Annotated in this window: 15 protein-coding genes; 9 read left to right on the top strand and 6 right to left on the bottom strand. The window is 64.8% G+C overall.

Translation table 11 applies throughout. From position 1 onward, the window contains the following. Positions 1 to 355 precede the first annotated feature (355 nt). Genes ppsA through QN239_RS17610 form a run of 5 tightly spaced genes read left to right on the top strand, consistent with a single transcriptional unit; the run spans position 356 to position 12,624 of the window. Positions 356 to 2,752, top strand: coding sequence for a phosphoenolpyruvate synthase (gene ppsA / locus QN239_RS17590; RefSeq protein WP_499012328.1), 2,397 nt, complete (start codon positions 356 to 358; stop codon positions 2,750 to 2,752). Next, positions 2,749 to 6,405, top strand: a complete 3,657-nt coding sequence (gene otsB / locus QN239_RS17595) for a trehalose-phosphatase (RefSeq protein ID WP_499012330.1) — start codon at positions 2,749 to 2,751, stop codon at positions 6,403 to 6,405. The genes ppsA and otsB overlap by 4 nt, the downstream gene beginning before the upstream one ends. Continuing rightward, on the top strand, positions 6,405 to 8,036 hold the full coding sequence (locus tag QN239_RS17600) for an NAD(P)-binding protein (protein ID WP_499012331.1): 1,632 nt from the start codon (positions 6,405 to 6,407) through the stop codon (positions 8,034 to 8,036). Before otsB ends, QN239_RS17600 begins: the two co-directional genes overlap by 1 nt. Further along, positions 8,033 to 11,614: a pyruvate:ferredoxin (flavodoxin) oxidoreductase gene (gene nifJ / locus QN239_RS17605; RefSeq protein ID WP_499012333.1), complete on the top strand. Its 3,582-nt coding sequence runs from the start codon at positions 8,033 to 8,035 to the stop codon at positions 11,612 to 11,614. Before QN239_RS17600 ends, nifJ begins: the two co-directional genes overlap by 4 nt. Then, the gene (locus QN239_RS17610) at positions 11,614 to 12,624 is read left to right on the top strand and encodes a dihydroorotate dehydrogenase-like protein (protein ID WP_499012335.1); all 1,011 of its coding nucleotides are present in this window, start codon (positions 11,614 to 11,616) and stop codon (positions 12,622 to 12,624) included. The genes nifJ and QN239_RS17610 overlap by 1 nt, the downstream gene beginning before the upstream one ends. A gap of 4 nt (positions 12,625 to 12,628) precedes the next feature. Here the strand turns inward: QN239_RS17610 and QN239_RS17615 are convergent, their stop codons facing one another. From QN239_RS17615 to QN239_RS17640, 6 genes are all read right to left on the bottom strand, one after another. Continuing rightward, the gene (locus QN239_RS17615; RefSeq protein ID WP_499012336.1) at positions 12,629 to 13,993 is read right to left on the bottom strand and encodes a wax ester/triacylglycerol synthase domain-containing protein; all 1,365 of its coding nucleotides are present in this window, start codon (positions 13,991 to 13,993) and stop codon (positions 12,629 to 12,631) included. A gap of 684 nt (positions 13,994 to 14,677) precedes the next feature. Continuing rightward, complete coding sequence (locus QN239_RS17620; protein WP_499012338.1) at positions 14,678 to 15,802, bottom strand: hypothetical protein; 1,125 nt, start codon at positions 15,800 to 15,802, stop codon at positions 14,678 to 14,680. 170 nt (positions 15,803 to 15,972) lie between these two features. Further along, positions 15,973 to 16,695, bottom strand: coding sequence for an IclR family transcriptional regulator (locus QN239_RS17625; protein WP_499012340.1), 723 nt, complete (start codon positions 16,693 to 16,695; stop codon positions 15,973 to 15,975). A gap of 140 nt (positions 16,696 to 16,835) precedes the next feature. Beyond that, entirely contained in the window at positions 16,836 to 17,573 is a 738-nt protein-coding gene (locus QN239_RS17630) for a glucosamine-6-phosphate deaminase (RefSeq protein ID WP_499012342.1), read from the bottom strand. After that, positions 17,570 to 18,946, bottom strand: a complete 1,377-nt coding sequence (locus tag QN239_RS17635) for a 6-phospho-beta-glucosidase (RefSeq protein WP_499012344.1) — start codon at positions 18,944 to 18,946, stop codon at positions 17,570 to 17,572. The genes QN239_RS17630 and QN239_RS17635 overlap by 4 nt, the downstream gene beginning before the upstream one ends. Then, entirely contained in the window at positions 18,943 to 19,719 is a 777-nt protein-coding gene (locus QN239_RS17640) for a DeoR/GlpR family DNA-binding transcription regulator (RefSeq protein ID WP_090358175.1), read from the bottom strand. Before QN239_RS17640 ends, QN239_RS17635 begins: the two co-directional genes overlap by 4 nt. Positions 19,720 to 19,893: 174 nt before the next feature. Here QN239_RS17640 and QN239_RS17645 point away from each other — a divergent pair, with 174 nt between their 5' ends. The 4 genes from QN239_RS17645 to QN239_RS17660 are packed head-to-tail and all read left to right on the top strand — an operon-like array spanning position 19,894 to position 24,018. After that, positions 19,894 to 20,883 carry a carbohydrate kinase family protein gene (locus QN239_RS17645; protein ID WP_499012346.1) on the top strand — a complete coding sequence of 330 codons (990 nt, stop codon included), beginning with the start codon at positions 19,894 to 19,896 and terminating at the stop codon, positions 20,881 to 20,883. Next, on the top strand, positions 20,880 to 22,241 hold the full coding sequence (locus QN239_RS17650; RefSeq protein WP_499012348.1) for an extracellular solute-binding protein: 1,362 nt from the start codon (positions 20,880 to 20,882) through the stop codon (positions 22,239 to 22,241). Before QN239_RS17645 ends, QN239_RS17650 begins: the two co-directional genes overlap by 4 nt. Next, positions 22,238 to 23,197, top strand: a complete 960-nt coding sequence (locus QN239_RS17655; protein WP_499012349.1) for a carbohydrate ABC transporter permease — start codon at positions 22,238 to 22,240, stop codon at positions 23,195 to 23,197. Before QN239_RS17650 ends, QN239_RS17655 begins: the two co-directional genes overlap by 4 nt. Continuing rightward, a complete protein-coding gene (locus tag QN239_RS17660) occupies positions 23,194 to 24,018 on the top strand; it encodes a carbohydrate ABC transporter permease (RefSeq protein ID WP_499012350.1) in 825 nt (274 codons plus the stop codon). Before QN239_RS17655 ends, QN239_RS17660 begins: the two co-directional genes overlap by 4 nt. The last annotated feature ends 40 nt before the right edge of the window (positions 24,019 to 24,058 follow it).

Raw genomic sequence — 24,058 nt, forward strand, 5'->3', positions numbered from 1 at the left:
CATGACTGAACTGCTCTTGCGTTGCCGAATAGTCGTTTTCGCTGCCAATCGCATCGACATCGTGATCTCCTCGTCAGATCTTGGGTCTGGTCAGCGCATCGACTTCAACTGCACGCAACCCAGATTCTGATGACGATTGCGGTCGTGCACCAGAGGACAAGGGCCTCGGTTGACTATCCGTCCTTGTTCCCAGATCAACTTCCGGAGTGTCGAAATCCGCGCTGGCCCCACCGAAGTGCTGGGCGATCCCGTCGCTGCGACCCATTCCAGTGACCTTCGACCCTGTCATCGCCCGAGCCGGAGTGAGAGGTTGGCAGTTGCGACGTGGCGTGACGCGCGACGAGAGGGACAGGTCATGAGTACATCCGAGTACGTCCGCTTCTTTGAGGAAATCGGCATCGACGACGTCCCGCTGGTCGGCGGCAAGAACGCCTCACTGGGCGAGATGTTCCAGAAGCTGTCCAGCCACGGCGTCCGTGTCCCACACGGCTTCGCCATCACGGCTGCGGCTTACCGCTACATGCTGGACCAAGCCGGCGCCTGGGACCGCCTGCACGCCGAACTCGACGGCCTCGACCCCGCCGACGTCGCGGCGCTGGCGCGAAAGGCCAAGCGCGCCCGCGAGATCGTCTACGGCGCAGGACTTCCCGAGGATCTGGCCACCCAGATTCGGGATGCCTACCGCGCACTCCAGCAGGAGTACGGCGAGGAGGTCAGTCTCGCCGTGCGAAGCTCGGCGACCGCCGAGGACCTGCCGACCGCCAGCTTCGCCGGCCAACAGGACTCCTATCTCAACATCAAAGGTGAAGCGAGTCTCCTCGACACCTGCCGCCGCTGTTTTGCCAGCTTGTTCACCGATCGCGCCATTCACTACCGAGTCGACCAGGGCTTTGACCACTTCAAGGTCTCGCTGTCGATCGGCGTGATGAAGATGGTGCGCTCCGACATCTCTTCGTCGGGAGTGATGTTCTCCATCGACACCGAGTCGGGCTTTCGCGACGCCGTCTTCATCACCGGCGCCTACGGTCTCGGCGAGAACGTGGTCCAGGGCGCGGTCGACCCCGACGAATTCTACGTCCACAAGCCGACCTACCTCGCCGGCCACCGCGCCGTATTGCGCCGCCTCCTTGGCGACAAAGCGGTGAAGATGATCCTGGTCGACGGGGAGACGAAGAACACCACGCGAAACATCCCGACGCCCAAGGCCGACCGTACCCGGTTCTGCCTTACCGATGCCGACGTCCTGGAGCTCGCCGGCTACGCGTGCACGATCGAAGCGCACTACGGGCGGCCCATGGACATGGAGTGGGCCAAGGACGGTATCGACGGAAAGCTCTACATCGTGCAAGCCCGTCCCGAGACGGTTGCCTCCCAGCACAGCGTGACGGCCCTGGAGGCTTACGTACTGGATGGGAGAGGCGAGATACTCGTCGAGGGTCGCTCAGTCGGCGAGAGAATCGCCTCGGGTCCGGTCCGACGAATCGAGAACCTCGCGCAGCTGAACGAATTCAAGCCGGGCGAGGTGCTAGTTGCAGACACCACAACGCCGGACTGGGAGCCGGTGATGAAGACCGCCGCTGCGATCGTCACCAACCGCGGTGGCCGCACCTGCCACGCTTCGATAATCGCCAGGGAACTCGGCATCCCCGCCGTGGTGGGCACCGGGAACGCGACCACCCGCTTACCTGACGGTCAGGTGGTGACGGTGTCCTGTGCCGAGGGCGACTCGGGTCGTGTGTACCAGGGCGAACTGCCCTTCCATGTGGACGGCACCGAGGTGGCGGACCTGGCACGGCCACGAACCCAGATCATGATCAACCTCGGCAACCCCGACCTCGCCTTCAAGACCTCGTTCTTGCCGAACGACGGTGTCGGCCTCGCTCGGATGGAGTTCATCATCAGCGAGTACATCCGGGTTCACCCTCTTGCCCTGCTGCACCCCGAGAAAGTCGACGATCCCGAGGCCCGTCGGACGATAGATCAGCTCACGCAGGACTACCCAGACCGCAGCGCCTTCTTCGTGGAACGTCTTTCCGAAGGAATCGGCACCATCGCCGCCGCCTTCTGGCCCAAGCCGGTCGTGGTGCGGATGTCGGACTTCAAGACCAATGAGTACGCCAGCCTCCTGGGCGGCGCAGGTTTCGAGCCGTCCGAGAGCAACCCGATGCTCGGGTTCCGGGGCGCCTCCCGTTACGCACACCCCGCCTACGCCGAGGGCTTCGCGCTCGAGTGCCGCGCGATGCGACGGGTGCGCGAAGAGATGGGCCTGACGAACGTGATCCTGATGCTCCCGTTCGTGCGTCGCGTCGCCGAGGCGGACCTAGTCCTGGCAACAATGGCCGACCTCGGGCTGCGGCGTGGTGAGAACGGGCTCAAGGTGTACGCGATGTGCGAGATCCCGAACAATGTGATCCTCATCGACGAATTCGCCAAGCGCTTCGACGGCTTCTCCATCGGCTCCAACGACCTGACTCAGCTCACCCTCGGCGTCGATCGGGACAGTGAGATCGTGGCCTTTGACTACGACGAACGCGACGAGGGCGTCAAGGAGATGATTCGCCTGGCTGTTGAAGGCTGCCGACGCAACGGGATTCACTCGGGTCTGTGCGGGCAGGCCCCCTCGGACTACCCGGACATGGCCGAGTTCCTGGTCCGGATCGGTATCGAGTCGATGAGCCTGAATCCCGACACGGTGGTGAAGACCACCCGCCAGGTCCTGCAGTTGGAGGCCCAACCCGTACCGGTTCGATGACACCGCCGGTGACCATCGACCCGCGCTACCACGGCGCGGTGTTGCTCAACCTCGACAGTGCACTGACCAGCGACGCACCGCTCTTCGAGGCGACCGTCGACCTGGCCAGGAAACTACGCGGCATCGACGTCGCCACCGCGGCCCATTCGTCGAACCCGAACTGTCAGAACGCCTTGAAGGACGCCGGGGTGGATGTCCTGTTCGACGTGTGCATCGACGGAATCGGCGGCTCGCGCGGGACTGCCGTGCTGGCCGATGCGGCGCAGCGACTTGGTGTGCGGCCGCAACGGTGCGTTGTCATCGAGGACACCTGCGCCGGGGTGACGGCGGGCCGCGAAGGCGGGTTCGCGGTCGTCATCGGCGTCGATCGCGCCGGACAAGGGAACTTGTTGGGTTGCGGTGCCGACGCCGTCGTCGCCGACTTGGCGGAAGTCACCGTCCGGAGCGGCGACAGGCGCATCTCCACACTGCCGAATGCGCTGACGTCCTACGGTCAGCTGATCGGGATCACCAGTGCCCGAGAGTCGATGGTGTTCCTCGACTATGACGGGACATTGGCACCCATCGTGTCCGATCCCGATGCGGCCGCGCTTGTCGACGGCGCAGCCGAGGCACTGGGGCTCGTTGCGGCAGTGTGCCCCGTTGCCATCCTCAGCGGCCGGGATCTTGCGGACATCCGCTCCCGGGTCGGCGCACCCGGCATCTGGTACGCCGGCAGTCACGGCTTCGAGCTGACCGGACCGGACGGCACGTACCACTGCAACGAAGCGGCAGAGACGTCGGTCCCCCTGCTAAAGCACGCCGCAGCCGAGTTGACCAGCACCCTGGCGAAGATCGCGGGTGTTCGCGTCGAGCACAAGCGCTTTGCGGTCGCGGTGCACTACCGCGAGGTCGCACCGGAACACGTCGATCAGATCGTGGCACTGACCCACCAAATCGGCCATCGGGACGGCCTGCGGGTGACCAGCGGACGCAAGATCGTCGAGTTACGGCCGGATATCGACTGGGACAAGGGCACCACGCTGGCCTGGATCCGTGATCGCATCGACCCGGCCGTTGCCCTGCTGCCGATCTACATCGGCGACGACCTGACCGACGAAGACGCCTTCGACGCGGTGCACTTCGACGGAGTCGGGATCGTCGTCGGACATGACGAAGACGGAGATCGTAAGACTGCCGCACGTTTCAGCCTGCAGAGTCCCGAGGAGGTACGTGAGTTCTTGCAGCGTGGATCAAAATGGTTGGCCTACAAGCACCAGGCCTCGGGCACGTCGTGGGAGTACACCTTTGACGGATACGACCCGCAGACCGAGAAACTTCGGGAAGCGTTGTGCACGCTGGGAAACGGCTACTTCGCCACCCGGGGCGCCGCACCGGAGTCGACAGCAGGCCAGGTGCACTACCCCGGCACCTACGCTGCCGGCGTGTACAACCGCCTCGTCGACGACGTCTCCGGCACCGAGATCGACAACGAAAGCCTGGTGAACCTGCCCAACTGGCTTGCGCTGACGTTCCGGTGCGACGGCGGCAGCTGGCTCGACCTCGACGAGGTCACGATCCTGTCCTACCAACAGACACTCGACCTTCGCGGCGCCGTGGTGACCCGGGATGTCCGGTTCCGCGATGATGCCGGCCGGACGACCACGCTCAGGCAACAACGCTTCGTCGCCATGCACCTACCTCACGTCGGCGCGCTGCAGACCACGATCCTGGCCGAGGACTGGTCGGGAAGCGTCGAGATACGTTCCGCACTGGACGGCGGCGTGACCAACTCACTGGTCGAACGGTACCGAGATCTGGCCAACCAACACCTCGGCCCGGCAGAGAAGCGCGAGATCTCTCATGATTCGGTGCTGCACTGCACCCAGACGACGCAATCTCGGATCCCCATCGCGATGGCGGCACGAACCTCCGTGTGGCGCGACGGCGAACCCGTCCCTGCCTCCTATCGGCTCTTCGACGAGGCTGCCAGGATTGGTCACGACATCACCGTCCGGTTGTCGGTCGGAGAAGCCGTCACGGTCGAAAAGGTCGTTACCGTCTACACGGGCCGGGATGTCGCCACATCCGAGCCTGGCGTCGACGCCCAACGCCTGCTCGCCCGACTCGGCCGGTTCGCCGAGATTCTGGACGGGCATCTGACCGACTGGGCGCATCTATGGGAGCGGCTCTCCATCGAATTCGATGACTTTGCCGACGAATTGCGGATCCTACGGTTACATATTCTGCACTTGTTGCAGACGGTTTCGCTCAACACGTCCGACCTGGATGCCGGGGTACCAGCCCGGGGATTGCATGGTGAGGCATACCGCGGTCACATCTTCTGGGACGAACTGTTCATCTTCCCGGTGCTGAATCTGCGGCTGCCGATGATCACCCGCTCGCTGCTCAGCTATCGGTACCGGCGGCTGCCGGAAGCCCGGCATGCCGCCGCGGCCGCCGGCTACGCGGGTGCGATGTTCCCATGGCAGTCCGGCAGTGACGGACGCGAGGAAAGTCAACGCCTACATCTCAATCCGCGCAGCGGCCGCTGGAACCCCGACGCAAGCGCTCGTGCGCACCACATCGGCATCGCCGTCGCCTACAGTGCCTGGAAGTTCTATCAGGTCACCGGAGACCTGGCCTACCTGATCGATTACGGCGCAGAGTTGCTGGCCGAGGTGGCCCGTTTCTTCGTCAGCTTGGCGACCTACGACGACGAGCTTGCCCGATACGCCATCCGCGGCGTCATCGGGCCCGACGAGTTCCACTCGGGTTATCCCGATGCGCCGTACGACGGTATCGACAACAACGCCTACACCAACGTGATGGCGGTATGGGTGATCATGCGGGCCATCGATGCACTGGACCTGTTGCCGCTGCCGAACAGGCTGGACCTGCTGGAAAAGCTCGGACTCAACAGTGCCGAACTGGTGCACTGGGACGACGTCAGCCGCCGGATGTTCGTCCCGTTCCACGACGGCGTCATCAGTCAGTTCCAGGGATACGGCGAGCTCGCGGAACTGGATTGGGACCGCCTTCGTCGGCAGTACGGCAACATCCAACGACTGGACCGTATCCTGGAGGCGGAGCACGACGACGTCAATCGCTACAAGGCATCGAAGCAGGCCGACGCGCTGATGTTGCTCTACCTCCTGTCGGCGACGGAGTTACGGGAGCTCCTCGCACGGCTCGGTTATCATCTTTCGCCCGAACAGGTTCCGGAGATGGTGGACTACTACCTGGCCCGCACCTCACACGGTTCGACCCTCAGTGGTGTCGTGCACACCTGGGTGCTGGCCAGGGCCAATCGCGACCGCGCCATGGAGTTCTTCACCGAGGCGCTAAAATCCGATGTGTCTGATATCCAGGGTGGAACCACATCCGAGGGTATTCATCTGGCCGCTATGGCCGGAACCGTCGACCTCATGCAGCGGTGCTTCACCGGGCTGGAGACCCGATCCGATCGTCTGATTCTCTCGCCGCACTGGCCGAAATCGCTTGGTGTGCTGGCAATACCGATCCACTACCGTGGACTGCACCTGCATCTGCGAGTCAGCGGAAAGGGCGTCATCATCAGTGTGGATCCACGCGACGCCGCCGGGATCGACGTGGAATGCCACGGCCGTGTCGTTCGCCTGATGCCCGGAACTACCGTTCGGTTTCCCGGCTGATGACTGATTCCAATGACGTCACGCCGCTCGCGGACCTCAGCCAGGGACATTCCTTTGGCGGACCGGTGCGCCAACATCGGCCCGTCTATGTCGATCTGTTGCCACCCTGCAATGCGGGCTGCCCGGCCGGGGAGAACATTCAAGCCTGGCTGGCGCACGCCACCGCGGGCCGACACGAAGCCGCATGGCGACAGCTCGTCGCCGACAATCCATTCGCCGCAATCCATGGACGGGTGTGCTATCACCCTTGCGAAACCGTATGCAACCGAGCGAATCTCGACAGCGCTGTTTCGATTCATTCGGTGGAACGGTTCCTCGGCGACCTCGCGCGGGAACACGGCTGGCGCTTCGATCGACCGCCAAGCCGCAGCGGCAAGCGAGTCCTGGTCATCGGCGCGGGCCCGAGTGGACTGTCCGCCGCCTATCATTTGGCGCGACTCGGCCACGAGGTCGAGGTCCGCGACGCGGGCGCCACGCCCGGTGGCATGATGCGCTACGGCATTCCGAATTATCGACTTCCCCGCGATGTGCTGGATGCGGAGCTTGACCGGATCGCCGCAATGGGCGTTCAGCTGACCAGCAATCATCGGGTCGATGACCTGGCGGCCGAGCGAGACGAAGGCGGGTTTGACGCGGTGTTCGTCGCCGTCGGCGCACACCTGGCCAAATATGTCGACATACCGGCCGGCGACGCGGCCGCCGTGCTGGACGCGGTGTCGTTTCTGCACAGCGTCGCCGCGGGTGACAAGCCGGCGATCGGGCGACATGTCGCCGTCTACGGCGGCGGCAACACCGCAATGGACGCCGCCCGGGTGGCGCGGCGCCTCGGTGCCGACGACGCGGTGATCGTTTACCGCCGCACCCGTGAGCAGATGCCCGCCCACGAGCAGGAAGCCGAGGACGCCGAACGCGAGGGCGTGCGGATCAACTGGCTTCGCACCATCACCGCCTTCGAAGGCCCCGAATTGCAGGTCGAGGTGATGGAACTCGACGCGTCGGGTTACCCGCGACCGACCGGACGCTTCGAGACGCTGGCCGCCGACACCCTGATCATGGCGCTGGGTCAGGAGACGGAGTCGGCGTTCATGCGGACACTGCCGGGAGTCGAGTTCGACGCCGACGGCAGCGTGCGCGTCTCGGAATCACTGATGACCGGCTGTCCGGGGGTGTTCGCCGGCGGCGATATGGTGCCCAGCGAACGCACCGTGACCGTGGGTGTCGGGCACGGGAAGAAGGCGGCGCACCGCATCGACGCGTGGCTGCATCACGCGCCGCCCGCCCGCCCGGCAAAACACCCCACGGCGACCTACGATTCGCTGCACCTGTGGTACTTCGGCGACGCCGCACAGCGCCGGGAACCCGAACTCGAACCGGCGGAGCGCGTCACGAGTTTCGAGGAGGTCGTCGGCGGCTTGTCCGCGGACGAGGCGACCTACGAAGCAGGGCGTTGCCTGTCATGCGGTAACTGCTTCGAATGCGACGGCTGCCTGGGCGCGTGCCCGGAGAACGCTGTCATCAAACTCGGGCGCGGGCACCGCTACCAGTTCGACTACGCCAGGTGCACCGGCTGCGGTATCTGCGCCGACCAGTGCCCGGTCCACGCCATCGACATGTTTCCGGAGCCGAAATGACCCGTGCCACGGTCGACGGCAACGAGGCCGCCGTTTCGGTCGCCTACCGGCTCAACGAGGTGTGCTGCATCTACCCGATCACCCCGTCGTCGCCGATGGCCGAGTGGGCCGACGTCTGGTCCAGCGCCGGGCGGCCCAACGTGTGGGGCACCGTCCCGACCGTGGTCGAGATGCAGAGCGAGGGCGGAGCGGCGGGTGCTTTGCACGGCGCCCTGCAAAGCGGCGCGTTGGCCACGACCTTCACCTCGTCGCAGGGCCTGCTGCTGATGATCCCGAACATGTACAAGATCGCCGGTGAACTGACTTCAGCCGTCATCAACGTAGCAGCCAGATCGGTGGCCACGCAGGCGCTGTCGATCTTCGGTGACCACTCCGACGTGATGGCAGTGCGGCAAACGGGGTTCGCAATGCTTTCGTCGGCCTCGGTCCAGGAGTCCCACGATCTGGCGCTCATCGCGCAGGCGGCCACCCTGGCGACCCGGGTACCGTTCGTGCACTTCTTCGACGGGTTCCGAACCTCGCACGAAATCAACACGATTGACACGCTTACCGATGAGGACCTGCGGGCGCTTGTACCCGAGGAGTTGGTGCGCGCACATCGCGAACGCGCACTGTCGCCCGAGCGACCGTTCATCCGCGGCACCGCACAGAATCCGGACGTCTACTTCCAGGCGCGGGAGACGGTGAACCCGTTCTACGCGCGGGTGCCCGGCGTCGTCGCGGAACTGATGGCGCGGCTTGGCGAGCGCACCGGCCGCACGATGGGCATCGTCGACTACGCCGGGCACCCGCAGGCGGATCGAGTAATGGTACTGATGGGCTCGGGTGCCGAGACTGTGGTGCAAACGGTCGCCGCGCTCGTCGACCGGGGCGAGCGGGTCGGCGTCGTGCAGATGCGGCTGTACCGGCCGTTTCCCGCCGCGGCGCTGCTGGCTGCACTGCCGGCGACGGTCCGCACGGTCGGTGTCCTGGACCGCACCAAGGAACCAGGGTCGATCGGCGAGCCGCTCTATCTGGACGTGGTCGCTGCGCTTGCCGAGGCCTTCGGCGACGGGACACGTCCGGTCATGCCGCGAGTCAGCGGTGGACGCTACGGGCTGTCCTCGAAGGAGTTCACGCCCGCCATGGTCGCGGGCGTGTTCGCTGAACTCGCCCGCGAGCAGCCGCGGCGACGGTTCACCATCGGTATCGACGACGATGTGTCGGGCACCAGCGTCGACTACGACCCGTCCTTCGACATCGAGTCACCAAACACGTTCCGGGCGGTCTTCTTCGGGCTCGGTTCGGACGGTACCGTCAGCGCCAACAAGAACACGATCAAGATCATGGGGTCGGAAGAAGGCCTGTACGCCCAGGCGTACTTCGTCTACGACTCAAAGAAATCGGGTTCGCAGACCGAGTCGCATCTGCGTTTCGGGCCAGATCCCATCCGTGCGCCTTACCTCGTCAACGGCGCCAATTTCGTCGGGTGTCATCAGTTCCGGTTCCTCGACAAGGTCGACGTACTCGCTCGCGCCGGCCGCGGCGCGAGGCTGCTTCTGAATTGCCGGCTTCCGGCGCACAAGGTCTGGGATGCGCTGCCCCGGCGGGTACAGCAGCAGATCTTGGACACGCGGATCACGCTCTACACCGTCGACGCCGACCGGATCGCCCGCGAAGCCGGACTGACCGGCCGCATCAACATCGTGCTGCAGACCTGCTTCTTCGCGATCTCAGACGTGCTGCCCCACGACCGGGCCATCGCCCGGATCAAGGAATCGGTGCAGAAGACGTATGGCAACCGCGGCGCCGAGATGCTGTCCAAGGAGTTGGCCGCGGTGGACGGCGCCGTGGCCGGGCTGCAACGGATCGAGGTACCCGCCGGCATTTCCGGGGCCACTTCCGCCCGCGCTTCGGTACCGACAGTGCCCACGTCGGCCCCGGCGTTCGTCCGCACTGTGACCGCGGAGATGATGGCCGGACGCGGAAACCTGCTGCCGGTCAGCGCACTTCCGGTGGACGGCACCTACCCGAGCGCTACGACTGCTTACGAGAAGCGCAACATCTCCGAGTTGGTCGCGGTATGGGATTCCGAGAGCTGCATCCAGTGCGGCAACTGTAGCTTCGTCTGCCCGCACAGCGTGATCCGTTCAAAGTTCTACGACGAATCCCAACTTGCCGGGGCGCCCGCAGCATTCGCCTCCGCGCAGCTCGACGCCGTCGGCCTGCCGAACGCCAGATACTCGTTGCAGGTATACGTGGAAGACTGCACCGGATGCGGCCTGTGTGTCGAGGCCTGCCCAGTCGTCATACCCGGCGCAGGCGTGACCAAGGCGATCAACCTTGCTCCCGCCGAGCCGCGGTTGGTCACCGAGCGCGAGAACATCGGTTTCTTCGAGACACTGCCGACCAATGACAGGTCCAGAGTGGATTTCGGCACCGTACGTGGCACCCAGTTTCTGCAGCCGCTGTTCGAGTTCTCCGGCGCCTGCGCTGGTTGCGGTGAAACGCCGTACCTCAAGCTCCTCTCACAGCTGTTCGGCGACCGGCTGATGATCGCCAACGCGACCGGTTGCTCGTCGATCTACGGCGGCAACCTGCCCACCACTCCGTGGGCCACCAATGCCGACGGGCGAGGCCCAGCCTGGTCGAATTCACTGTTCGAGGACAATGCTGAGTTCGGGCTCGGCCTGCGGTTGGCCAACGACGGGCACGTCACGCTGGCTCGGCGACGCCTCGCCGAGTTGCGCGACACGTTGGGTAGCGGACTTGTCGACGACATTCTGTCGGCGCCGCAGCTGCGCGAGTCGGAGTTGGCGGCCCAGCGTCAGCGGGTCGCCGAGCTCAGGACCCGTCTCGACGGGCTCGATCCCACCTTGACCGCTGACCTGCTCAGCGTTGTGGACAACCTGGTCCGGCGCAGCGTGTGGATCGTCGGAGGTGACGGCTGGGCGTACGACATCGGCTCCGGCGGCCTCGACCATGTCCTTGCCACCGGGCGCAATGTCAACGTACTGGTGCTCGACACCGAGGTCTATTCCAACACCGGCGGCCAGATGTCCAAGTCGACACCGCTGGGCGCGGTCGCGAAGTTCGCCACCGCCGGGAAGACGGTGCCGAAGAAAGACCTTGCCCTCCAGGCCATCGCCTACGGAAACGTCTACGTCGCAAAGGTTGCCATGGGTGCCGATTCACAGCAGACGCTGCAAGCGTTCCGTGAGGCGGAGGCCTACGACGGGCCATCGCTGATAATCGGATACAGCCAGTGCATTGCGCACGGCATCGACATGCGTCTGGGGATGGATCAGCAATACCGGGCCGTCGCCAGCGGACACTGGCCGCTTCTTCGGTATGACCCGGCACTGCGTGCCGCGGGGAAGAACCCGTTCCTGCTCGATTCGCACCGACCGCGGATTCCACTGTCCGACTACGTCTACCGCGAGCTGCGTTACCGCACCCTGGCCAGCTCGGATCCGGTCGAAGCCGAGCGGCTACTCGGACTTGCGGAGCAGGCGATCGAACAACGCTGGAATACATACGAGGAGATGGCTTCCCGCGGTCCCGAACACTTCCACCCTGACGCCCGCAGGGAGCCCTGATGGACCTGTCGAGTCGCTACCTCGGCCTGGACTTGCGCAATCCGCTGGTCGCGTCCGCGTCCCCGCTGTCGAAGACAGTCGACGGAGTCCGGCGTCTCGCCGACGCAGGTGTAGGCGCGGTGGTGCTGTATTCGCTGTTCGAAGAGCAATTGAACCGCACAGCCGAGCGCAACGCGCGGCTGGCTGAGGCGGGGTCCGAAAGCTTCGCCGAAGCGCTGTCCTACTTTCCGGCTGGAGCCGCCGAGGACCACGGTCCACGCCAGTACCTGAGCCTGCTCGAGCGGGCGGCGAAGACAGCATCGGTTCCGGTGATCGGCAGCCTCAACGCCAGCAGCCCCGGCAGTTGGGCCCGCTACGCGCGATCGATGCAGGAGTGTGGTGCGGCCGCAATCGAATTGAACATCTATTACCTGCCCGGCGATGCGCATATCAGCGGCCGCGATGTCGAGCAGCGTCACGTCGACGTTCTCGCGGGCGTCAAGGATGCCGTGAGTGTGCCGGTGGCGGTGAAACTCAGCCCATACTTCAGCGCGACCGCTGAGATGGCCCGGCGCCTGGACCTGGCCGGTGCCGACGGGCTGGTGCTGTTCAACCGATTCCTGCAACCTGACATCGACCCCGAGACCTTGGCGGCGGTGCCTGGGATGTCGTTGTCTACCGCAACGGAGGCTCGCCTGCCTCTGACTTGGATCACGTTGCTGCACGGTCGGATTGGCGCTTCGCTGGGCGCAACTACGGGTGTCGAGAGCTCAACAGAGCTGCTCAAGTACCTGCTTGCCGGCGCCGACGTGGTGATGACCGCATCAGCATTGCTGCGCCACGGCCCGGAGTATGCGGCCAAACTGCTCGATGGGTTGCGTGATTGGATGACACGCAAGGGATACAGTGCTGTCGGCGATTTTCGTGGGCTGCTCGCCGTCCCCATCGGCGTCGACGAGGCCAGTCGTGAACGCGGGGACTACGTCAGCGCGCTGCGGAGGGCCAACAGCAGTGACTTCGAGCCGTGGTGATGTGTCAGTCGCCGCAGGCAAGGACCTCGTCGAAGCCCTGGACCAGGCACTCGTGGAAGACGTCGAAATCGGGGATCGCGCCGGTATCGACGTCGATGCCGAGTGCACAGGTGTCGACGTAGGTCAGCAGTGTGACATTGACCGCCGAGCCGATAGTTGGACCGAACGCATACTGCCGTAGCACGCTGGCCCCACCGAGGAACACCGGAACCGGGATACCCGGAACATCGCTGGCCAGGAAGTCGACGTGGCGCAGGATCGAGCCGATGTACCAGCGGGGCATCAGGTTGAGCACGCCCGCGATCCACTCGGTGTAGGGCAAGGACCGCTCACCTCGAATTCTGGCGGTCTGCTCTTTGATGGCGCTGATCCGCTCTGCCGGGTCGACCGTGCCGACCGGTACGTCGAACCGCATCAGCGTGATCCGGTTGCCGCCCATCTCGTCACCCTCGGCGCGCAGGTTGATGGGCATGTTCAGGTGTAGGTCGCCGACTACGACACCGTGCCTTTCGTGGTACAGCCGCAACCCGCCGGCCAGGCCTGCCACGAAGGCGTCGTTCAACGCCCCGCCGCACCTGTGCGCCGCTCGCCGCAACCGAGTCTTCGGCACGTCATAGACGCCGAGATGACGGGCCAGGGTCCGGTTCTTCATCAGCGGGGACCCGGTGCGGTTCACCGGCCGGACGGTCCGGTAGATCGAAGCCGTTGTGGCCGCTATTGACTCGATGGTCCCCAGCGGCTGCCGGATGCTGTTGACGAAGAATTTCGGGGCCGAGGTGATTGTTCTCGACAGCGCAGTCGCAACCAGTCCCGCGTCGTAGCCCAGCACATCGCGGTATCCGCGCAACCAGGGCTGCGGGGCCACCGCCGGCGGAGCGAGTAACCTGCCGCGCAGTTCAGGCAGTTCGGAGAGGTCAAATAAGGTCATGGCGATCTGTACCCCGCCGACACCGTCGGTGAGGCTGTGGTGAAACTTGCAGAGCATCGCCGCTCCCCCGTCGTCGAGGCCGTCGATCAGCGTGACGCTCCACAACGGACGAGCCCGGTCGAAGTTCTCCATCGCGGCCAAGCGGGCCATCTCGAGCACCGAGTCGAGGTCACCAGGACGGGGTGCTCCTGCTCGCCGGATATGGAAGCGCAGATCGAAATCCGGGGCGTTTTCCCACCGCGGCGGGGCGGGAGCGAGCGACTCCACCACTCGTTGCCGGAACATCGGCAGTTTGCGGGTGATGCGGTCGAACCGCTCGCACACGTCATCCCAGTCCGGCGTCTTGTCCAGTGTCAACACCGTCACAACAGTGGATCGCAGTCGTGGATCGCTCTCCATTGCCCAGGTGAATGCGTCGCTGCTCCGCATGAATTCAGTCATTTCTACTCCCATACGCAAACGTACGTGCAGCGACGCAACACGTCAGCACACTCGGCGCAACTAAGGACTTTGTGCCTTCGCGTCCGGCCAAGAGCGCCGCAACCGACACCACCCCGGTTCGACGCGGCAGCATGGTCCTGCTATCCAAGGTCTTTCGGCCCTCACCTCCCCATCGCCACAGGCGTTGAGTGAAGCTACGGGGGCTCGCTTAATCCCCCGATGCCGGTGACGCTTGAACCATCACCACGAAGAATCACACGACGACGACGTACACCATGTCCCAGGACTTGACCCCGGACCATTCGCCTCATGTTGGCGTGCAGATCGCCGCCTACCAGGCCGTAGGCGTCGCGGCATTACCAGGCCGGCGGTTCAAACCACCGCTCGCAGCGACCGCCGCCGCACTACTAATCGGTAGTAGCTCCACTTGCGAAGCGAACACGACTTGCCTCAGCTTGGATGAGAAAGCCCCGCGGCCCGATTCTCATTCGATCTGGGGCAACGCAGGTCAGAGGCGGCGTTGTGCCCCAGATTCGATGAGAGCGGACACCTGACCTTCGAAGGGTTCCCTGTCCCCGCCGTGATGATCGTCGTCGGCTAGTCGGGTGAGATGCTGTGGGCGTCAAGATAATCCCATCCGACCAGTAGCAGGTTCGGGCACACATACGCCTCCACTACCCCGCTCTACACCCCGGTGTCGCCAGACGCCACAGGTGCGGCGCCCATGTACATGAGTTCATAGAACGGGCCGGTCCGGACCTTGACTCGCTCGACAACCTGGTCGTTTTCGTAGTGGGTGAGCTCGGCAGGCCCGGTGAATCGCAGCATGGCGCCACCGTAGATCGATGCCCGTGACTTCTCCTCGTCTGTTCCAGGCAGAACGTCTGCGAAATTGATTTGGGCAGTGGCGGTCTCGTTTGTTACGGACAGAGTGAAGCGAGTGGCGCCGTCGCGATAGTAGTAGGCGAATGCGTCCGGTGCCGGCTTGCCCGTGACAGGGTCCACCTGGGAACTCTCGGTGCTGTAGGTGATGTGTTCGCTGTTCTGGGTGCCCGGTCCGCCGGCGAGCAGTTGGCTACCGCGGAACACCATGAAGAATGGAATATCGGGGTAACCGTATTCCTGCTCGAACGTCATGTACACCGCGAGAACGGTGTAGTCGTTGAATTCCCAGTGGAACCAGTTCCAGTCGTGCAGGAACTCACCGAGCGGCTTGTTCATCCAGCCGCGGTCGATGTATCCGGTGCCGCGGCTGTCGATGTCGAGCCCGTTGCCACGGATGACGACGTGGGTGTCGCCTGCGGGTACCGGGATGGACCAACCGAAAAAATTCGCGTCATTCTCGCCGAAGATGATGTGCCCGGCCTCCGGTCGCCATTCAGGTGCCGTGGGGGTGAGTTCGAGGTCGACGGTGTATCCGTTGTTCTCGAAATGAGCGTGGTAAGTATTGGCATCGATACGCCGGAACCGATTCTTACCCACTTGGATATCGCAGTCATCACCGGGTGCCGATGACCAATCATCGGCAGAAAAGATCGCATCCGAGTCAATAACGGTGCCGTCGGGCAGCGTCAGGAACAAGCTCACCGCTGGTTTCAGCCCGAGTTCGGCCATGAAAAGGGGGCAGGTCAGAATGCCGATCGCCACCATGCAGTCGTCCAAATCTGCTTTCATGAACCACCATTCCATCGTTCCGGGGCTACCGTCGACATGCGTCCGCTGCTCGTCGGCTGTGATCTGACCGGGCCGCAACCCCAGCGCCTGATAGTCCTGCGGAGAGTGGGCCAACCTCAGCGGCAGCGTGTTCATCTTCCGGTTCCTTCCCGTGGATATGCGCCCGATCGCGGTGCCGAAGGGCTCATACCGACGAGTGTCTCAGCGCGGGCGACGCCGCGGGGTCGTCGGTCCGCCACGCGGACCGCAGATCGTCTGGAGGTTCCGGGTGATGGCGTCAGTTGATCGTCAGCGCCCGGGATAGGTCAAGGCGAGCTGACATTTCCGCTGGATGCAGCGAGATCGGCGGCAATGTCGCCGGCCGTTGCGGCGACGATCGCGCCCAGTTTGTCGCGTACGGCCGCGGCGTCAACGGCACCAGGAATCTGAGCTGACACCGTTCCCAGCGGCCAGCCCGGTCCGAACCGGATCGCGGCTGCGAACGTGGTGACGGAACCCTGATCCTGGGTGTCGACGGCAAACCCCCGAGAGCGGATGTTTGCGTATTCATGCCGGTCCGCTGTGCCGAGGTGGTGCCGCTTGACGTACTCGTCGAGTTCGTCCGGCGGTGCATAGGCCAGGATGACCGTTCCTTCGGCCCCGCCGACATGCAACAGGTCGCGAGTTCCGACGGCCAACGATTCGGTGTAGCCGCCGACGCCGGCGTGTTCGATGACGATCAATTCATCGCCGTCGCGTATCCGTGCGCGCGCGCTTGCCCGTACCTCACGTGCCAATCGATGCAGATGAGGCACGACGTTGTTTGCCAGATCCACGCGGTTCGCTGCGGCGAACGCCACCGTGAAAACCCTTGAGGTCAACATCCATTGGGCGTGAGCGTCGGAGGCAGCCTCGACCCAACCCGCCGCCGCCAACGTCGCGAGGCACCGGTGCACGGTGGTCTTTGGCAGGTTCAATTTACGAGCCAAGGCGCTCAATCCGACCGGCTGGTTGCGCGCAACGCCCTCGAGTACATCCAAAGCAGTCACGACATTACGCACCTGTCACCGCCGATCCCCGTCCCATCGCAACAGCGTATTGCCGCGGGACAATGTCCCGGGCGCAGCACGACTGTAGACGGTGCGGTGGCGTGTGCGGGCTTCGGTAACTATCTGTGCGGCAGCAGGAACTAAGACGACTCGTAAACCGCTGCGGCCGCGTCGGTGTCGAGGTTGACGCAGACATCCGGATGCCGCTGCAGGATGCTGGCCGGGCATTGCTCGGTGACCGGGCCGCGCACAGCCGCGGCCACGGCATCGGCCTTGTGGCTACCGGAGGCGACGAGTTCGATGCGGCCGGCACGCATGATCGTGGCTAGGCCCTGGGTCAGGCATTCAACGGGAACCGCGTCGGCGGAGGGAAAGAACCGTGCGTTGGCTCGGCGGGTGGACTCGGTGAGTGTCGCGCGATGCGTGGTGGCGGAGAACGGCGTGCCCGGCTCGTTGAAGCCGATGTGTCCGTTTCCTCCGATGCCCAAGATTTGCAGATCCACCCCCGCAACGGCAATGGCAGCTTCGTAGGCCTCGGCGGCCCCATCGGGATCCGCGGAGGCACCGTCGGGAACGTGCAGCGACGTCGGGTGCAGACCCAGCGGTCCGATGAGGACACGTTCGAGGACTGCCCGATACGACTGCGGATGGCCAGGTGGCAGACCGATGTACTCATCGAGGGCGAACCAGCGCACCCCAAACGCGTCGAGGCCGTCGTCGACATACCGTGCCAGGGCACGGTATACCGGCTCGGGCGACGACCCGGTGGCCACGCCGATCACCGCGTCCGGTTTGTCGCGAATCAGCGCCGCGATCCGCGCCGCAACCCGTTGCCCCGCCACCTCGGTACCGGAGCAGATCTCGATGTCCAGTGTCACGCCGCCTTCGACCGCTTGGCCAGCACCCGGGCGATATCGGGATTGGAATCGACGTAGCGCGACAACAGTTCGCGCGCCACGCTCACCGAATCGACCAGGGGGTGCAGCGCGAACGCTTTGAGGGCGTCGGTACTCGACCCGGTCAACGCTGCGCTGATCGTCTGCCGCTCAACGGCTTTCACCTGCTGCATCAAACCGAGCTGATGCAGATCCGGCTGGGTCTCCAACGTCAGCGGATGCACACCGTTGGCATCCACCATCGTCGATACCTCGACCACCGCATCGGCGGGCAATCCTTGGATCGTGCCACGGTTGCGCACGTTGAGGATCATCGTGCGGCGCTCGTTGCGGCTGATTGCCGCCATCACCCCGAGGGCTACCCCGGCGTAGCCCAGATGCGCCGGGTCGGTCTCGCGATCCCGTTCGACAGCCGGGGCTCCCTGGACACCGCCCTTGGCCTCGGCCATATAGCTGGCGCCACGCTCATCGACCGCGGCGGTCCACAACTTGGCCGCATGCTCAGGCTGCGCGGCGGCCTCGGTGAAGAACCGGCCTTGCGTCTCCAGGAGGAAATCGCCACGGGTCTGCGGGGATTCGAGGATGTGCCGGACGGCGTCACGGTGAAAGTAGTAGTAGTAGAGATACTCGTTGGGAATGACTTGTAGCGCGCGGATCCAATCGAGTCCGAAGACCTGCGTCTCCTCCATCCGGTTCAGCCTCTGCTCGTCGGCGAGCAGGTCCGGCAGCACGTCGTGGCCGTCGACGAGCACCCGGCGCATCCAGCCGAGGTGGTTGAGACCGACGTAGTCCATGTGTATGCGGGTGTGGTCGTAGCCCAGCGCTGCGGCGACCCTGCGGCCCAAACCGGATGGGGTATCGCAGATGCCGAGGGCCCGGTCCCCCAGCACGCTCTGCAGTGCCTCGGTGATGATGCCGGCTGGATTGGTGAAGTTCAGGAAGTAGGCGTCAGGGGCAACCCTGCGGATCGTGTGGGCGATATCGAGCATCACCGGCACGGTGCGCAACGCGTAGGCGATACCGCCGGGGCCTGTCGTCTCCTGCCCGATCACGTTGAGGTCCAACGCGACATGTTCGTCACAGCAGCGTTGTTCGACGCCACCGACGCGGATGGCGGCGAAGACGAAGTCCGCACCTTCCAGCGCAGGCTCCAGTTGGGTGTAGGTCCGCACGGTCGGCACGTCGGTGAACCCGACGGCGAGCTGCTCGAGGATGGTGGTAATCGTGGCCAACCGACCCTGGTCGACGTCGTAGAGAGCGACCTCGGTCACCCGCGGCGACCCCTCGTCGCGGATCAGGGCTTGCCAGACATACGGGGTGCGGAATCCGCCCCCACCGAGGATCGTGAGTTTCATGCAACGATGACCTTTCTGCCGGTCTCCCGGCGATGAACAAGTTCGTCTTGGGGCGTGCCCGCCGTCGTGATGAGCACATCGACATCGTCGAGTGAGCACAGGCGCAGGGCGCCCGAGCCTGGAAATTTCAGTTCGCTGGCCAGCAGGACGATCGACTGGGAGGCGGCGATGAGGGCCTGTTTGATCGGCGCCTCGACAGCCATGTTGTCCAACACCCGGCCACCGCGAACGCCGGTGCAGCTCAAGAACATCATGTCGGCGCTGAGCTGGCCGATGACCTGCTCGGCCAGTGGGCCGACCAGTGACTGCTGATTGCGTCGTAGCACCCCGCCCAGAAGTACGAGCTCGACGGCGTCATCGTCGCGAACTTCGTCGAGGACTGCCAGGTTCGACGTGATGATGGTGACGGGGCGGCCCCGCAACTCCCGAGCGACCAGCTGAGTCGTCGACCCGATGTCGAGCACCACGACGTCCCCGTCGGACACCAACCGTGCGGCCTCGACCGCCATCTTCTGGCGCAGCTCGAGATCGCCACGGCCATCGGAGGTGAAGGGGTCCTCCACGGCGCCGGAATCGGTGATGGTGGCCCGGCTCCCCTGCGTCAGCATGGCCCCGCCATAGAGTCGCTCAAGCCGTCCACCCTTGGCCAGGATGTCCAGATCGCGACGGATGGTGGACTCGCTGACCCCCAAGGACTCGGCGAGTTGGACCACTGACTGGCCGCCACCGGCCAGCGCGGCGAGGATGCGCTCATGGCGTCGGGCAAGGAACATGTCCGGAATCGTACCCACTGAATGACCGACTTTGCGCGACTTTGAACGATTTTCGACAAATTTCAGCGAAATTACCCGCGAGAGACGTCCAAGCAACATAATCGTCACGCAAGACAGCCACGCTAAGCGCGCAAACAACGTCAAACTCAGTCAAAACTGTGGAGGTGCCCACGAGTGACCGATCGTGAAATCGACGTGCTGATCGCGGGTCAGGTGTACAGCGACCTGGTTTTCACCGGCGTTCAGGCACCGGCCCCCGGAGCCGAGGTGTACGCCCAGGGCTTCGCGATCTCGCCCGGCGGTGCCGCCAACCGCGCGGTCGCGGCCGCCCGGCTCGGCGCGCACACCGCACTGGTCACCGAGTTGGGCGATGACCCCATCGGCTGCATCATCGCGCGCACCCTGCGCGATGAGCCGAATATGGATCTGCGCTTCGCCGTTCAACACCAGGGATATCAGAACCCCATCTCGGTGGCGATCACCGACGGGCACGACCGATCCTTTGTGACCTACGAACAGCAGCCCCCGCACCTTCCGTCCTGGCCGGAGTCCACGCCGGTCCGCGTCGCCCATGTCGGTCTGGGCCGCGGTCCCGTCCACACCGAGGCCACTCGGCTGCGCGCACGGGGCACCACCCTGGTGAGCGGCGTCGGCTGGGACCCGTCGGGTCAGTGGTCCGAGGCGATGCTCGAGCAGCTCGACAATGTGGACGTCCTCATCGTCAACGAGGTCGAGGCGCTCGGCTACACCCGCGCGCAGACCGCCGACGCGGCATTGGATGTCCTTGCCGAGCGCGTCGATCTCGCGGTCATCACGCTGGGGCCGGGTGGGGCGATGGCGGCGCAGGGACCGATCCGGCTGCGCGTCCCCGCCATCGCCGTCCGCGCGGTGGACCCCACCGGGGCCGGAGATGCTTTCACCGCCGCGTTCATGGCCGCCACCGCATGGGACTGGGAGATCTCCCAGCGGCTGCGGCTGGCCAGCATCAGCGCCACCTGTTCGGTGCGCGGCGCCGGTGGCGCCCGCAGCGCGCCCCGTCCCGCCGATATCGCCGATCTGCTCGACGAGCACCGCAATGACCCGGAGTGGGCACCGGTCCGGAATTGGGCCGAACAACACCGCCAGTCCGCCATCCCTGCAACCCGAGGAGCCCTGACCTCATGACAAGAACCCGACTGTTTCGATTCGGCGGCGCCCTGGCCGCGACCATCACCCTGCTGACAGCGACCGCGTGTGCACCTGGCCCGTCGGGTGGTGGCGCACCGGCAGCGCCCACCAGCCCGGTGTCCAAAGACATTTCGTCGGCCGGCCCGGTCACATTGACCGTGTGGGACCAGAACACCGACGGCGGTATCGCCAGGGCACAGGAGCAGCTCAACGCCGAGTTCCACCAGAAGTACCCCAACGTCACGATCAACCGGACCGTCGAGTCGTTCAGTGATCTCAAGACGACCCTGAAGCTGGCGCTGTCCAGTAACACTCCCCCGGACGTCGTCCAGGCCAACCAGGGCTACCCCGACATGGGCGCGTTCGTCTCGGCAGGAATGCTGCGCCCGATGAACGACTACGCCAAGCTCTACGGCTGGGACGGCTACTACCCCCAAGGCCTGCTCAAGCAGAACAGCTTCAGCAGCGACGGCAAGACCTGGCAGGGCGACACGCTGTTCGGCGTCTCGCAGACCGGCGAGGTCGTGGGCATCTACTACAACCGCCAGAAGCTCGCGTCGCTCGGGCTGTCCGCGCCCACCACACTGGGCGAGCTGGATTCGGCGATGGACGCCGCGAAAACCAAGGGGATGTTGCCGATGTCGTTCGGCAATCTCGACAAATCGCCCGGCATCCACCTGTTCGGCGTCGTCCAGGCCGCACTGGCGGGCGCACCGGCGGTCAAGGATCTCGTGAGCGGCCACAGTGGCGCATGGACCGATCCGGCCTCACTGAAGGCCGCCCAGCAGATCGCCGAATGGTCCACCAAGGGCTATCTGACTCCGGGCACCAACGGTGTCTCCCGCGACGACGCCGTTGCCGCATTCGGAAAGGGCGGTGCACTGTTCACCCTCACCGGAACCTGGATGCAGCAGCCCTTGCACGACGCCCTGGGTGACGACGTCGGCTTCACCACACTGACCTCCACGGACGGCAAGCCGGCCACCACCGGCGGGCAGGGACTGGCCTGGGCCATCACCTCGAAGTCCGCCCACCCGGATGTCGCTGCGGCCTACATCGATTTCATCACCAACGCCAAAGCCGCACAGCTGCTGCTGGATTCCGGCAATCTGCCGACGGTACTGCCGTCAGGCTACGAGCCCAAGGCGGGCACGTTGGCCGGTGATATCGCGACGCGGTACCGGGATGTCCAGGCGGCCGACGGCGTGGTCCCCTATCTCGACTACACCACGCCGACCTTCTATGACACCCTCACCGCGGGAATGCAGGAACTCCTTGGTGGGCAGTCTGATCCGCAGCAATTCGTGGATGCGTTGCAGACCGACTACGCCGCCTTCCTCAAGAACCAGAAATGACCGTGACGCTGCGCCCACCACGACGAACGAACACGCCGGACAGTCCCGGTGACCGGCTCAGCCGGCCTCCGCGGGCGCGGCGTCGTAGGGCCCGCAGAGCGCTACGCGGCTATCTCTATGTGCTGCCGGCGTTCGTGGTCTTCGCGGCGTTTCTCGGCGCCCCGCTGGTACAGACCGTCCAGTACTCGTTCTACAACTGGAACGGCATCGGGACGGCCACCGTCGCCGGAATCTCCAACTACCTCACCGTGTTCGACGACGAGCAGTTGCGAGGATCATTCCTGCATGCCGGGATCCTGATGGTGTTCTACGCCGTGGTACCCGTCACCATCGCGCTGTTGCTCAGCGCGGTGATCTCCCGGGCGCACGCGATGAAGTCGATGTCGTTCTTCCGCACGGTGCTGTTCCTGCCGCAGGTGATCACCACCGTCGTCATCGGCACGATCTGGATCTCCGTCTACTCGCAGAACGGCCTGCTCAACCAGACGCTGCGCGCCATCGGGCTGGGCTCGCTGGCGCGGGTGTGGCTGGGCGACCACACCTTCGCCCTGATCGCGATCGGGCTGATCGGCACATGGCTCAACATCGGATTGTGCCTGGTGCTGTTCTTGTCCGGCATCGGCAACATCGCACCGGAACTGTTCGAAGCCGCCCGCCTCGACGGCGCCGGGCGGGTCCGGGAGTTCTTCGCCATCACGCTGCCGTCCCTGCGCGGCCAGATCGCGGTGGCGCTGACCCTGACCGTGGTGTCGGCGCTGAAAACCTTTGACCTGGTTTACATCACCACCCGCGGCGGCCCCGGAACCGCCACCACCGTCCCGGCCTTTGAGGCCTACAACCGCGCCTTCAACACCGGGCAGGTGGGTTTGGCGTCCGCCATCGCGGTGGTGCTGACCGTGGCGATCGTGGCACTGACCTTCCTGATCAGCAGGATCACCCCGAGGGAGGCCGAATGAACCTGAGCCGGACCGAGAAGACGGTCAACCAGATCATTCTCGTGCTCTTCGCCGTGTTCGCCGTTGTCCCGTTGCTCGGTGTCGTGCTGTCCTCGATCACGCCCGCCAAGCAGAACTCGGGTGGGTTCAACGTCCCGACGAGCATCGACCTGCACAACTACGGTGCGGCGTGGAACCGCGGGAACTTCAGCAGCTACCTACTGTCCAGCGTGGTGGTGACCGCCGCCGTCGTGCTGCTCACCGTGACGCTGGCGACGTTGGCCGGTTACGCGTTCGCCCGGATGCGGTTTCCCGGCTCCTCGATCCTGTTCTACACCTTGCTCCTCGGCCTCACCCTGCCGGCCGAGGCCTTCATCATCCCGCTGTATTTCAACCTGCGCACCATCGGACTCACCGACACCTATTGGGCACTGATCCTGCCGCAAACCGCCCAGTCCCTGGGCTTCGCGGTGTTCTGGATGCGCAACCAGTTTCGGGCTTTCCCCGGCGAGATCATCGAGGCCGCCCGGTTGGACGGATCGAGTGACTTCCGGCTGCTCTGGCGCATTGTCGTGCCGCCGAGCCTGGCGCCGATGATGACCATGGCCGTCATCGTCACGATGTGGACATGGAATGAGTTCCTGCTGCCGCTGGTCCTCGTCGTCTCCGACAGCCGACGTACCGCCCCTCTCGGCTTGGCACTGTTCCAGGGTCAACACCTCACCGACTATTCGCTGCTGGCCGCCGCCGGTGTGATGGTCGCCCTACCGATCGCAGTGCTCTTCTTCGCACTGCAGAAGCGATTCATCAACGGAATGGTCGGTGGCATCTCGTCCCGCTGACACCGACTCCCCGTCCGCGCACCCCCCTCGATCACAGGAG

Origin of the sequence: Mycolicibacterium sp. Y3, from assembly GCF_051188035.1 — a bacterium.
GTDB lineage: Bacteria > Actinomycetota > Actinomycetes > Mycobacteriales > Mycobacteriaceae > Mycobacterium > Mycobacterium fluoranthenivorans.

Bases quoted from the DNA above. Each gene is read 5' to 3' on its own strand.
- ppsA (WP_499012328.1), top strand. From the start codon at position 356: ATGAGTACATCCGAGTACGTCCGCTTCTTTGAGGAAATCGGCATCGAC.
- otsB (WP_499012330.1), top strand. From the start codon at position 2,749: ATGACACCGCCGGTGACCATCGACCCGCGCTACCACGGCGCGGTGTTG.
- QN239_RS17600 (WP_499012331.1), top strand. From the start codon at position 6,405: ATGACTGATTCCAATGACGTCACGCCGCTCGCGGACCTCAGCCAGGGA.
- nifJ (WP_499012333.1), top strand. From the start codon at position 8,033: ATGACCCGTGCCACGGTCGACGGCAACGAGGCCGCCGTTTCGGTCGCC.
- QN239_RS17610 (WP_499012335.1), top strand. From the start codon at position 11,614: ATGGACCTGTCGAGTCGCTACCTCGGCCTGGACTTGCGCAATCCGCTG.
- QN239_RS17615 (WP_499012336.1), bottom strand. From the start codon at position 13,993: ATGACTGAATTCATGCGGAGCAGCGACGCATTCACCTGGGCAATGGAG.
- QN239_RS17620 (WP_499012338.1), bottom strand. From the start codon at position 15,802: ATGAACACGCTGCCGCTGAGGTTGGCCCACTCTCCGCAGGACTATCAG.
- QN239_RS17635 (WP_499012344.1), bottom strand. From the start codon at position 18,946: ATGAAACTCACGATCCTCGGTGGGGGCGGATTCCGCACCCCGTATGTC.
- QN239_RS17640 (WP_090358175.1), bottom strand. From the start codon at position 19,719: ATGTTCCTTGCCCGACGCCATGAGCGCATCCTCGCCGCGCTGGCCGGT.
- QN239_RS17650 (WP_499012348.1), top strand. From the start codon at position 20,880: ATGACAAGAACCCGACTGTTTCGATTCGGCGGCGCCCTGGCCGCGACC.
- QN239_RS17655 (WP_499012349.1), top strand. From the start codon at position 22,238: ATGACCGTGACGCTGCGCCCACCACGACGAACGAACACGCCGGACAGT.
- QN239_RS17660 (WP_499012350.1), top strand. From the start codon at position 23,194: ATGAACCTGAGCCGGACCGAGAAGACGGTCAACCAGATCATTCTCGTG.